The 12,712-nt window shown below is 37.8% G+C and carries 17 protein-coding genes; 9 read left to right on the top strand and 8 right to left on the bottom strand.

The window, feature by feature from the left end; genetic code table 11:
* Positions 1-26: 26 nt before the first annotated feature.
* The 5 genes from ACFX4R_RS08175 to ACFX4R_RS08155 all read right to left on the bottom strand — a co-directional run bounded on the left by ACFX4R_RS08175 (position 27) and on the right by ACFX4R_RS08155 (position 2,302).
* Positions 27-200, bottom strand: a complete 174-nt coding sequence (locus ACFX4R_RS08175) for a twin-arginine translocase TatA/TatE family subunit (RefSeq protein ID WP_013055701.1) — start codon at positions 198-200, stop codon at positions 27-29.
* 73 nt (positions 201-273) lie between these two features.
* Positions 274-588: a DMT family transporter gene (locus ACFX4R_RS08170; protein ID WP_047933611.1), complete on the bottom strand. Its 315-nt coding sequence runs from the start codon at positions 586-588 to the stop codon at positions 274-276.
* Between the two features lies 1 nt (position 589).
* Positions 590-931 (bottom strand): quaternary ammonium compound efflux SMR transporter SugE, encoded by a 342-nt coding sequence (gene sugE / locus ACFX4R_RS08165; RefSeq protein WP_165575500.1) that lies wholly within the window; start codon positions 929-931, stop codon positions 590-592.
* Positions 932-973: 42 nt separating this feature from the next.
* The gene (locus ACFX4R_RS08160) at positions 974-1,564 is read right to left on the bottom strand and encodes a TetR/AcrR family transcriptional regulator (protein ID WP_014461312.1); all 591 of its coding nucleotides are present in this window, start codon (positions 1,562-1,564) and stop codon (positions 974-976) included.
* Positions 1,565-1,648: 84 nt separating this feature from the next.
* Complete coding sequence (locus ACFX4R_RS08155; protein WP_043980067.1) at positions 1,649-2,302, bottom strand: hypothetical protein; 654 nt, start codon at positions 2,300-2,302, stop codon at positions 1,649-1,651.
* Between the two features lie 908 nt (positions 2,303-3,210).
* On the opposite strand from ACFX4R_RS08155, the gene pgsB reads away from it, so the two are divergent.
* The 6 genes from pgsB to ACFX4R_RS08125 all read left to right on the top strand — a co-directional run bounded on the left by pgsB (position 3,211) and on the right by ACFX4R_RS08125 (position 9,598).
* A complete protein-coding gene (gene pgsB / locus ACFX4R_RS08150) occupies positions 3,211-4,392 on the top strand; it encodes a poly-gamma-glutamate synthase PgsB (protein ID WP_016763263.1) in 1,182 nt (393 codons plus the stop codon).
* A gap of 16 nt (positions 4,393-4,408) precedes the next feature.
* Positions 4,409-4,858, top strand: a complete 450-nt coding sequence (gene pgsC / locus ACFX4R_RS08145; protein ID WP_013055707.1) for a poly-gamma-glutamate biosynthesis protein PgsC — start codon at positions 4,409-4,411, stop codon at positions 4,856-4,858.
* Positions 4,859-4,898: 40 nt separating this feature from the next.
* Positions 4,899-6,095: a CapA family protein gene (locus tag ACFX4R_RS08140; RefSeq protein WP_013082012.1), complete on the top strand. Its 1,197-nt coding sequence runs from the start codon at positions 4,899-4,901 to the stop codon at positions 6,093-6,095.
* 29 nt (positions 6,096-6,124) lie between these two features.
* Entirely contained in the window at positions 6,125-7,687 is a 1,563-nt protein-coding gene (locus ACFX4R_RS08135; RefSeq protein WP_043980064.1) for a gamma-glutamyltransferase family protein, read from the top strand.
* 20 nt (positions 7,688-7,707) lie between these two features.
* Positions 7,708-7,911, top strand: coding sequence for a CapE family protein (locus tag ACFX4R_RS08130; RefSeq protein ID WP_013082014.1), 204 nt, complete (start codon positions 7,708-7,710; stop codon positions 7,909-7,911).
* Between the two features lie 124 nt (positions 7,912-8,035).
* Positions 8,036-9,598, top strand: a complete 1,563-nt coding sequence (locus tag ACFX4R_RS08125; protein WP_043980061.1) for a gamma-glutamyltransferase family protein — start codon at positions 8,036-8,038, stop codon at positions 9,596-9,598.
* Positions 9,599-9,624: 26 nt separating this feature from the next.
* Here the strand turns inward: ACFX4R_RS08125 and ACFX4R_RS08120 are convergent, their stop codons facing one another.
* Complete coding sequence (locus ACFX4R_RS08120) at positions 9,625-10,074, bottom strand: staygreen family protein (protein WP_028407691.1); 450 nt, start codon at positions 10,072-10,074, stop codon at positions 9,625-9,627.
* Between the two features lie 148 nt (positions 10,075-10,222).
* Here ACFX4R_RS08120 and ACFX4R_RS08115 point away from each other — a divergent pair, with 148 nt between their 5' ends.
* The 3 genes from ACFX4R_RS08115 (at position 10,223) to ACFX4R_RS08105 (ending at position 11,846) form a co-directional block, all read left to right on the top strand.
* Entirely contained in the window at positions 10,223-10,390 is a 168-nt protein-coding gene (locus ACFX4R_RS08115; RefSeq protein WP_013055713.1) for a hypothetical protein, read from the top strand.
* A gap of 193 nt (positions 10,391-10,583) precedes the next feature.
* On the top strand, positions 10,584-11,057 hold the full coding sequence (locus tag ACFX4R_RS08110; RefSeq protein WP_013082017.1) for a hypothetical protein: 474 nt from the start codon (positions 10,584-10,586) through the stop codon (positions 11,055-11,057).
* Between the two features lie 129 nt (positions 11,058-11,186).
* Entirely contained in the window at positions 11,187-11,846 is a 660-nt protein-coding gene (locus tag ACFX4R_RS08105; protein WP_165575497.1) for a haloacid dehalogenase type II, read from the top strand.
* A gap of 30 nt (positions 11,847-11,876) precedes the next feature.
* On the opposite strand, the gene ACFX4R_RS08100 is transcribed toward ACFX4R_RS08105, so the two are convergent.
* Complete coding sequence (locus ACFX4R_RS08100; protein ID WP_013082019.1) at positions 11,877-12,059, bottom strand: CsbD family protein; 183 nt, start codon at positions 12,057-12,059, stop codon at positions 11,877-11,879.
* Positions 12,060-12,203: 144 nt separating this feature from the next.
* On the bottom strand, positions 12,204-12,698 hold the full coding sequence (locus ACFX4R_RS08095; RefSeq protein WP_098779729.1) for an NUDIX hydrolase: 495 nt from the start codon (positions 12,696-12,698) through the stop codon (positions 12,204-12,206).
* Positions 12,699-12,712: the final 14 nt, after the last annotated feature.

The following is a 12,712-nucleotide window of genomic DNA, read 5'->3' as shown; positions in this document are numbered from 1 at the left end:
CAGCTTTTAAAAGAGATATAAGCCTCTTATTTAGGAGGAGCTTTTTCTTTTTCATCTTCTTCCATAATTCCTTTTGTAGCGTTTTTAAACTCTTTTAACGTTTTTCCGGCAGCTTTCCCTAATTCCGGCAGTTTCTTTGGGCCAAAAAGCAATAGAGCGACAAATACAATTAAGGCAATTTCTCCAAACCCAAGGTTCATTGTCATCGTCTCCTATTTTTTGAAAGTGTTTACAAGTTTAGTATAGCATGAAAAGAAAGGAAGTAGTACATCATTATCCAGTGATTTTAAGGCCGATTACACCTGCTACAATACAAAAAATAAATAAAATTCGACGCATATCTTTTGCTTCATGAAAGAAAAGCATGCCAAGAAGTACGCTTCCGGCAGCTCCTACTCCCGTCCATATGCCGTAAGCTGTTCCAATAGGTATCTCCTTTAATGCTAAGGAGAGAAGATAAAAACTTCCTGCACCGAAAAGGATAAATCCAATCGAAGGAAACAACCGCTTAAACCCATCTGAAAGTTTTAAAAAAATCACAAATCCCACTTCGCAAAAACCGGCAGCTATTAATGCAATCCAAGCCATGTTACGATCCCTCTCTTTCTGTTTCTTCAGTAGAAATCAACTTTAAACCAACGATTCCAAAGATCATTAATCCTAAAAATAAAATCTTTCCAATATTTGCTCCTTCGTCTAAAACGGTCATTCCAAGTATCGCTGTGCCAGCAGCCCCTATACCAGTGAATACTGCGTAAGCTGTTCCGACAGCAATTTTTTTTAAGGCATTTGAAAAGAAATAAAAGCTGATCACAATTGTGACGATTGTAATGATTGTTGGAGTTACTTCAGTAAATCCGTGTGAATATTTTAAGCCGATTGCCCATACAATCTCGAGCAAACCAGCGATAATAAGGTAAATCCAAGCCATTTTAATTCCTCCTTGCATAATAATAAGCCCTTTTTACAGGGCCTATTTAGCACGTATGCCTTCCCAAAATATCGTCCAAGCATCGTGAATTTTTTGGTCATAATACTCCGGTTCATAATAAAAGCGCTGAATGAACAGTCCGTCGGTTAAACAATAAAAGCTATTGATATACAAATCAATCGGACGTTCAATTATTTCGCCTTCAGCCATTCCCTGTGTAAAAATAGCATGCAGAATTTGATCAGACAATCGTTCGCTTCTTAAGAAAATAGCTTTTACTTCCGACTGTAAATGTTCAGGTGGAAACAAAATAAGACGACGGTACATCTGGCCAAAAGAATCTTTTTCAATCATCGTGCAGAAATCTACAACAAAGCAGTGAAGCTGTTCTTTAGCAGACTTTGTTTTATGCTGTTCGTATATAACAGATAACTTTGTTAAAAATAAATTCATTAAATCATGCACGGTTAGTAAAAATAAGTCGTCTTTGTTCTTAAAATGGGCGTACAGGGAAGGTTTTTTTATGCCTACTTTTGATGAGATATCGGCAAGCGATGTTTCTGTATAGCCTTTTTCTCCAAAGAGCTCCATTGCTGCAGCTCTAATTTTTTCTACAGTTGATAATTCACTCAAGAAAAGCTCCTCCTCAATCTAACTAACGGTCGTTAGGTAAAAGATATCAAATATAAAAAAAAGAAGCAAGGGAATCGCTTCTTTTTAATGTATTTTCACTAAATGACGCTGAGTTAAAAATAAAGAGAAGATAAAAATAAGCTCAAACGTATTTGTTACAGCCGTGCTTGGTATAGGAATTGACACGGCACTTCCTACAATCATCACGGCTACTCCAATCATCATACTGCTCCATCGCGTCTTGCGAAATAAGGAAATTCCAACAAAAAGCAAAATAATCGCCACAATGAGAACCATAAGAGGGGGACCGGATGATCCTACTAATGTATAGCGAACAATGCCATATTCACGTACAACTTCCATACGCTGACTAATCGTCTCGATTATTTCATAGCTAATTAAGGCAAACGTAGTTAGCAAAAAAAGAATGCCGGCAACAGGTTTTTTAGCCCATGTAATCGTCGAATATTTCGCTACGCCATACGCAAAGAGCACCAAAGTAGGGGTAAATAAAGCGTGAAACCAAAAGCGAAGCATGCTGAGTGAACGTAAAGTATCCCCTTCACCGATAAATGAACCAATCCCAATCATTATATTATCGTAAATTAGTCCAGCTATTACTAAAGGAAGAAAAAGCATGTAAAACGGCGAAGTGTTTTTTCGCACTACATATATGCTAAAGAAAAACAGGACAATATAGCAAAAAGAAAATAGAAAATAAAGGGTTGTATCAACCATTGTTTTCCTCCTTCTGATGATACTTCTTCTTTTTATGATAACATCATATACCAAAAAAGTGAGAAAACATGCATTTTTCTAGGCAATCTTAACGGACGAAAGACTCCTTTATCGGTAGAAAGATTCAGAAAATATTGAAATAAAAATAGGAAAAGAGGCCATAGTCAAGAGATTTAGATTTACTGAATTGATTATTAAATAAAGGAAATCTATAAAATTACAACAAAAGAACTAGGAACACATGGAGTCTAAATGCTTATATAATTAGAAAAAAATATTTAATGTCCTTTCTATTTAAGTAAGTTAAATGTAAGCATAAAATGATAAATAAATGTATTTTTTTTACTTTTATATCTATCTATCATCCTTATAAGTACGGTTGTTAGACAAATCCAATTGGTATATCCATAAAAAGGAATTAATGGGATAAAATATTTTTTATCCCACCTTTATATTACAAAACGTTTTCTAAAGTTAAGAAATTTTTAATTACGTAATATTTCCGTGTGTTAATTGTAAGAGTGGTGTATAAAATATTCCTGTTGTTATGGTAAAAAAAGGTATCGATGGGATTTTTCTAGGTAAATAAACTTTAGACCTATTCTGTAAATTTTAAATAAAACGATGAGTTTTTAATTCTGTAAATAGACAATCGGAATTGTAAGAATATATAACATTTGAGCTATTGACCACTAATGAGCGCAGATGATAGTTTTAGAGCTGTTGAAATTGGTACTCGAGTCCATTTTTCAAAGCAGGTGTTTTAGCAGCATGCTAGCGCTGTTAATTGATTAGCTCCCATACATATATAAAGGGAGTGAAACTATGAAATCGTATATCTATCATTATGAATCAAAAGCATTCATAACGTATCCAACAGGAGAAGTTTGGAAGGAGAAGAATGAAACATGATCTTAATTATCCTATGCTGCCTATTTTTAGTAGGGTATGGCGTTTGGGAGTATCGCAGACATTTACGCAAGCTGCATTCAATTCCTGTACGAGTGAATGTTAATGGTATTCGCGGAAAATCCACCGTTACACGATTGATTACAGGTATTGTAAAAGAAGCAGGTTACAAAACAGTAGGAAAAACGACAGGAACACAAGCGCGTATGATCTACTGGCATACAAGTGAAGAAGAACCAATTATTCGTCGTAAAGAAGGTCCGAACATTGGAGAACAGCGACGAGTGGTAAATGAAGTTGCCGATATTGGCGCAGAAGCTCTTATTTGTGAATGTATGGCTGTACAGCCTGATTATCAAATCACATTCCAAAATCAGCTGATTCAAGCCAAGGTAGGCGTTATTGTAAACGTACTAGAAGATCACATGGATGTAATGGGTCCAACTCTAGATGAAGTTGCTCAAGCGTTCACTGCTACTATTCCTTACGATGGCCACCTTGTTACAATTGAAGGTCCATATTTGGAATACTATAAAAAAATAGCCGCAGAGCGCAACACAAAAGTTATTGTAGCTGACAATGATAAAGTATCTGAAGCGTATTTACGTGAATTTGATTATATGGTTTTCCCTGATAATGCTTCCATCGGTTTAGCAGTAGCAGAAGCACTTGGTATCGATGCTGAAACAGCGATGAGAGGAATGTTAAATGCCCAGCCTGACCCAGGAGCTATGAGAATTACAACGTTTGGCGATGAAAAAAATCCAGCCTTTTTAGTGAATGGATTTGCTGCCAACGACGCTTCTTCCACGCTTCGTATTTGGGAACGTGTAGATTCAATGAACTATAGTGAAAAACTTCCTATTGTCATTATGAACTGCCGTCCGGACCGTGTAGATCGCACGGAGCAATTTGCTGAAGATGTAATGCCATACATTGAAGCGGACGTAATGATTGCAATTGGTCAGACGACCTCACCAATCGCTGCAGCATATCAAAGAGGCGAATTGCCAACAAAAGAATTCTGGGATATGGAAGGCGCTTCTACAGAAGAAATTTTAGAGCGCATGAAGCCTTATTTAAAAGATCGTATCGTATACGGTGTCGGAAATATCCACGGTTCAGCCGAGCCGCTTGTTGAAGCTATTATTGAAATGAAAAAGATGAGAAAAGCAGTTTAATCTAGGAGGCCATTCCATGTTCGGATCAGATTTATATATCGCCCTTGTGTTAGGGGTTACACTAAGCTTAATTTTTACAGAAAAAACGGGCGTATTGCCAGCGGGTCTTATCGTACCGGGGTATTTAGCTCTTGTATTTGATCAGCCAATTACCATTTTAATGATTTTCTTAATTAGTATTTTAACTTATGTTATCGTCGTATACGGAATCTCAAAAGTAGTTATTTTATATGGACGTCGCAAATTTACAGCGATGTTAATTACGGGTATTGTGATTAAAGTTGCATTTGATTATTTCTTCCCGATCTTGCCGTTTGAAGTGTTTGAATTACGCGGAATTGGTATCATTGTACCGGGCTTAATTGCAAATACAATGCAAAAGCAAGGTCTTCCTTTAACAGTTGGAACAACGGTTTTATTAAGTGGTGTAACATTTGGAATTATGCAAGTTTATTATTTATTTTAATACACAAACAAACCGCAGCTGGTAAAGGAAGGTGAAAGCGTTGAAAGAGAAAAAATTAAACTTTCAAGAAAAAGTATTGATGTTTATAAAGAAAACAAAGCCTACAACGGGCAAGCAAGCTCTTATCTTAACGCCAATTTTAATCGTAATTTTAGCTCTTTCAGGATGGATGGAGCGTTCGGATGCTCTTGAAAACCCTGAGACGGCTAATCCAGAGGCCAATAATGATTTAACGATGACTATGGTCGGAGACATTATGATGGGTCGCCATGTAAGAGAAGTAACTGAACGCTACGGAGAAGATTTTGTATTCCGCAACGTGGAGCCGTTCTTTAAAAATTCGGATTACGTAAGCGGGAACTACGAAACACCGATTTTAACAAATGACGTAGATTCATATAAAGCAATGGAAAAAGGTATTCATTTATATAGTAAGCCTGCTGATCTAGCGACTGTTAAAAATGCAGGTTTCGACGTATTAAACTTAGCGAACAACCATTCAATGGACTACAGTGCAAAAGGGTTAGAAGATACGATCTCTACTTTTGAAGCAAACAAATTAGATTTTGTTGGTGCTGGCCGTAACTCTGAAGAAGCAAAGCATATTTCGTATAAAGATGCTGACGGTATTCGCATTGCAACCGTAGGTTTTACGGATGTACATTCAGACGGAATGTCGGCTGGAAAAAACAACCCAGGGATTTTAAAAGCAGATCCGGATCTTATTTTCAGCACGATTCAGCAAGCGAAAGCAAATGCTGATTTAGTTGTAGTAAATGCCCACTGGGGTGAAGAATACGATGCACAGCCAAGTCCTCGTCAAGAAGGGCTAGCAAAAGCGATGGTAGACGCTGGTGCGGACATTATCATTGGTCACCATCCGCACGTTTTACAGTCATATGACGTATATAAAGGTTCGGTTATTTTCTATAGCTTAGGAAACTTTATTTTTGACCAAGGGTGGTCAAGTACAAAAAATACAGCGATGGTTCAGTATCATTTAAATAAGCAGGGCCAAGCTAAAATTGATGTTATTCCAATGGTTATTAAAGCAGGTACGCCAACTCCAACAGATAACCCTTGGCGCATGAAGCGTATTTATAACGATTTAAACAAGTTTTCTTCAAACCCTGAACTGTTAGAAAAAGAACGAAACAAGTTTGAATTAAACTTAGATCATTCTCGCATTATAAAACATGCAGAGGAGCGCAAAAAGAACGAAGCGCAAGCTAACTAATAGCCCGTCATACACAGAGGAGGTAAAAGATGATAAATAAACGTAATGCGATTATTGTTTCCATTGTCATCTTTTCACTCATAGTAGGTGTATGTGTTTATCAATTTATGTTTCCAAAACAAGAATATGCAGTAAGTACTTCAGATCCTCGCGCCACAAAAGTAGGTATGGAAATTCTTAAACAAGGCGGTACAGCAGTTGATGCAGCTATTGCCATTTCCTACACGCTTGGCGTTGTGGAACCGTACGGATCAGGACTTGGGGGAGGCGGCGGAATGCTGATTGATCCAGCAGATGCCTCTCCAACATTTATTGACTACCGAGAAATTGCACCTAAGAATGATAAAGAAGATGAGATTGGCGTACCAGGGTTCGTTGCTGGTATGGATTATATTCAGCACCACTACGGATCTATGTCGATGAGCAAACTAATCGACCCGGCCATTAACTATGCTGAGAATGGGTATAAAGTGGACAAAGATTTGCACGACAGGCTGGTTTCATACAAAGGTAATGTGAATGAAGATGAAATTCCTAGCTTTTATCCAGATAAGGACGCCATTAACACAGGTGAAATTGTCAAACAGCATGAATTAGCGAACACGCTGCAAAAGATTAAGGAAGAAGGGCCAAATGCTTTTTATAGAGGGAAGATTGCAGACGATATTACAGAAGAAACAAAAGTAAGTCACAAAGACTTGCGAAAGTATGCGCCTGTTGAACGCAAACCTCTATCGACGAATTATAAAGGTCATCAAATTATTTCAGCACCTCCGCCTTTTGCTGGTGCTACGCTTATTCAAATGTTAAAAATGACGGATCAAGAAGATATTTGGAAGCTGAAGGAATCGCATCCTAGTCTTTATTATCATTTTCTTGGTCAAATTTCAAAAGTAGCTTATCAAGACCGCTTGAAAAAAATTGCTGATCCGGCTTTTATAAAAGAAACGCCAAATGATTGGATCGACGATCATTACGTGCATTTACTTCGTAATAAATTAAATAATACTGAAACAGATCATACCAAAGTAAGCGACGTCGAAGAACATGAAAGTACCACTCATTTTGTTGTCATGGACGGTGAAGGAACCGTTGTATCAACAACGAATACGCTGAGTAATTTCTTTGGCAGCGGTGAATATGTAGATGGATTCTTTTTAAATAATACGCTCAATACGTTTGGGGAAGGAATTAATAAGCGTCAACCCGGTAAGCGTCCAAGAACATTTACAGCCCCTACCATTATTCGTGAAGGTGATGAATGGGTAATGTCCATTGGCACACCGGGAGGAAATCGCATTCCTCAAGTGTTAACGCAAGTAATTGGGGATTATTTTGAAGACAAAGATTCCATTAAAAACGCAGTAGAAAACAAGCGTGTCATTTTTGATTCTCATAAGTTTTATTCAGAAGCTAAGCTTAAACAGTCAACTAAAGATGGTTTAAAAACGTACGGCTATGACTTAAAAAACAATGATAACGCGATGTTTTACGGAGGCGTTCAAGCTCTTGTGAAAGACTTAAAGAAAAATAAGATTCAAGGTGACGCTGATCCGCGCCGCCACGGTTTATGGGAAAAAAGTACAGACTAACTTAATTGGAGGAATAGAAAATGATCGCAAAACGAATCGTAGGGATTGTAGGACCAATTGCTATTGTAGCAGGAGTAGTAGCAGGACTTGGAGCTTTAAAACATCCGGCTACTCTTTCAACAGATGAACAGCAAAAAATTGAAAATAACGTAAAAATGATTGAACAAACAAAATCAGCTGCTACAGATGCAGTAAATGATGCTGCGGCAGCTGCTGGAAAATAAATCTTATGTAGTAACAAAAATGGCATCGTCCTAGACGATGTCTTTTTTGTGTGCAATGTAATGTATGGATAAAAATGAAAGCGCTTCACAAAATATACATATGAGTAAAAATGGAGGGGAATGTGTGAATAAAAAATTACTGTTATTTAATATTGTTGCTGTTTTGTTGTTAATCGGCGTTATAGCCGCTTTATTTATGACTCAATCAAGTACAGAACTTAATCCTAAAAAGCTCCTAAAAAAAAATAATGATCATTCTTACGGTGTGAGTGCTTCTAATTCTCTGGCAGCAAATGTAGGGATGGACGTATTAAAAGAAGGCGGGAATGCAGTAGATGCGGCCATTGCAATTTCGTATGCCCTTAACGTAGTCGAACCTTTTGGATCTGGAATTGGCGGAGGTGGAGGTATGCTGATTGCCAAAAAAGATCAGCCTGCTACTTTTATCGATTACCGGGAAACCGCTCCAACTTCTATGAGTGGTAAAAACGGCGTGCCGGGATTTGTCGCTGGTATGGAATATATTCAGCAGAAATATGGTACAAAATCAATGAGTGATTTGATTCAGCCGGCTGTTGAATATGCTGAAAAAGGGTTTGAAGTAGACTCTCTTTTATCGTCTCGATTGTATTACTCTAGAGGAAGGATGGATGTAGACGATCTATCCGCTTTTTATCCAAAGGGAGAAGCAATCGAAGAAGGAGAAACCCTGTCGCAGCCCGTGTTAGCTAAAACATTAATCAAAATTCAGCGAGAAGGTGCGTCTGCATTTTATAAAGGAGATGTGGCACAAGATATTGCTGATGCAACGCCTATTTCTAAAAAAGACTTATCTTCCTATCAAGTGACAGAAATCAAGCCTGTCGTTTCAACTTACAATGGAACGGAAGTGATTTCAGCGCCTCCGCCTTTTTCCGGAATTACACTGATTCAAATGTTAAAAATGGCAGAGAAAGAAAATCTTGAAACAATGCCTGACAAAGAATATTACGAAACGATGAACAGAATTAAAAAGGCAGCTTACTCCGACCGGTTAAAACAAATCGGAGATCCAGACTTTCATAATCAAAACTCAAGTGAATTAGTCAGTGATGATTATATAACAAACTTGGTCAATCACCCGACACGTTCTTCAGGTGAAGGCGATGAAGAACACGAAAGTACAACACATTTTGTGGTTATTGATTCAGAAGGAACCGTCGTATCTACAACTAATACGTTGAGTAACTTCTTTGGTACAGGCGAACAAGTTGACGGCTTTTTTCTTAATAACAATGCTGATACGTTTGGAAGCAAAGAACCGAATAATCGCGAGCCGGGAAAAAGAGCAAGAACTTTTACGGCTCCAACTATTATAAGAGAAAAAGGCGAGTGGGCGATGGGAATAGGTTCTCCGGGTGGAACGCGGATTCCTCAAATTTTAACTCAGGTACTTTCTAAAAACCTTGAAGGAAATGAATCGCTTCAAAAAGCTGTAAACGAACCGCGCTTTATTTTTGATGATTCGACTATTTATGTAGAGCCCGATTTAAATACCAAAAATATTCCTTCTGCGTTTCGAATAGAAAAAAAGGAAAGCGACGTCTTTTATGGAGGTATTCAAGCGTTAACCATTAATTTTCAAGATAAACAAATGGAAGGAGCCGGAGATCCTAGAAGAAATGGAGTTTGGAAAACAGGAGATTAACGAAGTAAAGATCCCTTCTCATATGCTTAGGCATAGTGAGAAGGCGTTTGAAAATATCGAATGGAATGAAAATCTTTGTCGCTGGAATGAAAATGTACGTAAATGGGGGAACGATCTAAAGCAGGGTGAGCGTTGAAAAACGTGGCATCACCGTAGCGCAATGCTTTTAGCAAGTAAGGCATTTCCTGTTTGAAAATAGCGTACCGTATGGCTTGAACGGACTTTTCCGTTTGTTCATTGCCAATAAATACGTATACATACAGCGTATCAACACCGTCTTTGTGGAGCCATTCGGCAAAAAGCTCATTTCGCTGCTCATTTAATTGATCAACAGCAAACTTTTCGTCGATCCAAAGAAATAAATCGTCTGTTTGTTCAGAATGTGTGAGCGTATAGCGTCGCCCAATAAAAGGAAAGGTGGGCGTGCTTCCTTGCCGGTATGTGACGCTAAATTGCTGAGGATTAAAAGCAGACAAACGGCATCTTCCTTTCACGCTTTTAAGTAGTTTATGCATAAAAAAGAGAAATTTCACACATTCGTCAAGAATTTTAAGCTGTTTTTCTTACATGCATACTTATGAAAAAGTTGTTACACTGAAGAAAAGAAATAGTGGGTGATAAAAGATGGAGCCGCTGTATATTGTCTTATCCATTTTTTTAGCAGCGATGCTATCGTATGATATTGCTAAATTTGTTCGAGGGGACCGGCCAGATTGGAAAGAGGGTCTCGTGACGGGCCTTGTGTTCGTGGGCTTTTTAGCAGCCATGCAAATGGCTTTTCACATTGTATAGCGACGAAAGAGGCTGGGACAAACGTACTTTAGTTGAAGGAAGATCCGAACGATGAATCGTTCGGATCTTTTATGTTTATGTCTCAATCCCTTTTTTAAAAGATATGCCGGATAAGTTTAGTCCGGCAATACTAAAAAGCTTGGATATCGAATAAGCTGTTGTATACTGCATTTTTGATAAAGGGGCTTTTTACTTGTATCGAAAAAAAACACTGCTTTTGAAGCGAAGTTTAGGAGTAGCTGTGTTTCTTTCTGTTATTGCGCTGGGAGTTTGGATGTTTCAATTTACATTCTTTTCTCCGAGTCATCAAGCCAAATCTGCCGTAAAAGAATTTTATACGCTAGAACAGGAAGGAAACTTTTCGGAATCATGGGACCTTTTTCATTCATCCATGAAAAAGAAATGGACAAAAGGTGCATACATACAAGATCGAGCACACGTATTTCTCAATCATTTCGGGGTAGACACCTTTACTTATTCCATTGAAGATGTTGAAAAAAGAAAGAGCTGGAAGATGGAAAATGATCGTAAAGCGTTTCCTGTTGTTTACGAAATGACTGTTATCCAAACGTATAAAGGGAAATATGGAAACTTTGATTTGGTGCAGAAAGTGTATGCTGTTCGTGAAAAAGGAGAATGGAAAGTCGTGTGGGATTATAAACAGTAGGAGAGCCTGCTGTTTTTTTATTTTCATAAGAAATGAGCATACATCAGCTGTTAATAGGCCTCTTTTTTAACAGAAAAAACGTTATGTTTTTTTGCGAGTGGGTAAAATGAAAGAAGGAGGCGAACACAGATGAAATTTAAAACGATTTTATTTGATGCATATGGAACACTGTTTGATGTACATACCGTTATTGAAACGTGTGATCAGCTGTATCCGGAGCGGGGAGAAAGCATTAGTCATTTATGGCGTTTGAAGCAAATTGAATACGCCATGCAATATCAGCTGATGGGACGATACGTTGACTTTTATACATTAACAAATCAATCCCTGAAATATGCAGCAGAAGCAAATGATATTGATTTAACGGAACACGAAGAAAAAATGCTGATGAGTGCCTACATGAAGCTGAATGTCTACGATGAAGTCAAAGAGGTGCTCGCCTATTTAAAAGAAAAAGGGTATCGCCTGGCTATTTTTACGAATGGTCCTAAGCACATGGTTGATCCGCTTGTTTCTTATCACAATATGAATCATTTATTTGAGGACGTTATTTCCATAGACGAAATCAAACAGTACAAGCCTACGATGGCAAGCTATCACTATGCAAAAAACAAAATGAACGCCAAAAGAGAAGAAGTATTATTTTTGTCATCGAATACATGGGATATTGCCGGTGCTAAAAACTACGGGTTCGCAACGGCTTGGGTCAACCGAAAAGGAAATGTAGCTGAACATAAAGAATTGCAGCCAAACGTAATCATTAAAAGCTTAAATCAGCTTATTAAATAAAAAAAGACGAGCATTTAAGCTCGTCCTTTTTTATTTATTGCTAAATGTATCTTTTGTTTCGCCTACTGCTTTTTGAGCATTTCCTTTTGTTTTCTCAGCTTTTCCTTCGCGCTGAAGGTCGCGGTTATTCGTTGCATTTCCCACTTGATCTTTTACTTCACCTTTAGCTTTTGATACATTTCCTTTAACTTTATCTCCTAAACCTTTACTCATTTTAATCTTCCTTTCTATTAGTAATTAAGTAGTGTTACTTGTCTGTTCCACCATTAGAAAGAAATTAAACATATTTTCTGATTTCAACTTAAATAGAAGCTAAGTGTACGATATTTAGGAGTAATGTGTAGGCAACTATCATTATTATTGTTCAGAGGTTTTAAGCTCCCAATCATCATAAATCTGAGATTCATAAGGCCATGATAATAAGCTTAAAGATTCCACTGCTTTTAGAACAAGAGGCGAAGCATTATCGATGTTGAGATCCTGCGGTGCAATCCACAATGCTTCCAAAGAATCCTGTCCTTCAAACTGTACGGGGTGGGAAAGAAGCTCACCGCCGGCAATGTCTACGCAATAAAATACAGCAATGTGATGCACGTGAGTAAATTCTTTCCACTTACAAGGATACTGAAAATCTGTTGTACCCGCTTGAGAAATAATGTTAATCTCAAAGCCTGTTTCTTCCACAAATTCTCTTTTCATCGCTTCCGTTAATGTTTCACCGTGCTCTAGCTGTCCGCCTGGCAAATCAAAACGATGAATATACGGACCTCTATTTTTTCGAATAACAAGCAGCTTGTTATCTCGCATACAAATTCCATATACGCCAAAAGCGCGATCATAATTTGGTTCCATCTTTTTTTCACTAC

Source organism: Priestia sp. YIM B13490 (assembly GCF_042787735.1).
Lineage (GTDB): Bacteria > Bacillota > Bacilli > Bacillales > Bacillaceae_H > Priestia > Priestia megaterium.
Note: the sequence above shows the minus strand (reverse complement) of the source record. Positions and strands in the feature narration are given on the sequence as shown.

Coding starts and splice junctions, on each gene's coding strand:
- sugE (WP_165575500.1), bottom strand. CDS start 931: ATGGCTTGGATTTACCTTATTATCGCTGGTTTGCTCGAGATTGTATGG.
- ACFX4R_RS08135 (WP_043980064.1), top strand. CDS start 6,125: ATGATAAATAAACGTAATGCGATTATTGTTTCCATTGTCATCTTTTCA.
- ACFX4R_RS08130 (WP_013082014.1), top strand. CDS start 7,708: ATGATCGCAAAACGAATCGTAGGGATTGTAGGACCAATTGCTATTGTA.
- ACFX4R_RS08115 (WP_013055713.1), top strand. CDS start 10,223: ATGGAGCCGCTGTATATTGTCTTATCCATTTTTTTAGCAGCGATGCTA.
- ACFX4R_RS08170 (WP_047933611.1), bottom strand. CDS start 588: ATGGCTTGGATTGCATTAATAGCTGCCGGTTTTTGCGAAGTGGGATTT.
- ACFX4R_RS08095 (WP_098779729.1), bottom strand. CDS start 12,698: ATGGAACCAAATTATGATCGCGCTTTTGGCGTATATGGAATTTGTATG.
- ACFX4R_RS08105 (WP_165575497.1), top strand. CDS start 11,187: ATGAAATTTAAAACGATTTTATTTGATGCATATGGAACACTGTTTGAT.
- pgsB (WP_016763263.1), top strand. CDS start 3,211: ATGATCTTAATTATCCTATGCTGCCTATTTTTAGTAGGGTATGGCGTT.
- ACFX4R_RS08175 (WP_013055701.1), bottom strand. CDS start 200: ATGAACCTTGGGTTTGGAGAAATTGCCTTAATTGTATTTGTCGCTCTA.
- ACFX4R_RS08155 (WP_043980067.1), bottom strand. CDS start 2,302: ATGGTTGATACAACCCTTTATTTTCTATTTTCTTTTTGCTATATTGTC.
- ACFX4R_RS08100 (WP_013082019.1), bottom strand. CDS start 12,059: ATGAGTAAAGGTTTAGGAGATAAAGTTAAAGGAAATGTATCAAAAGCT.
- pgsC (WP_013055707.1), top strand. CDS start 4,409: ATGTTCGGATCAGATTTATATATCGCCCTTGTGTTAGGGGTTACACTA.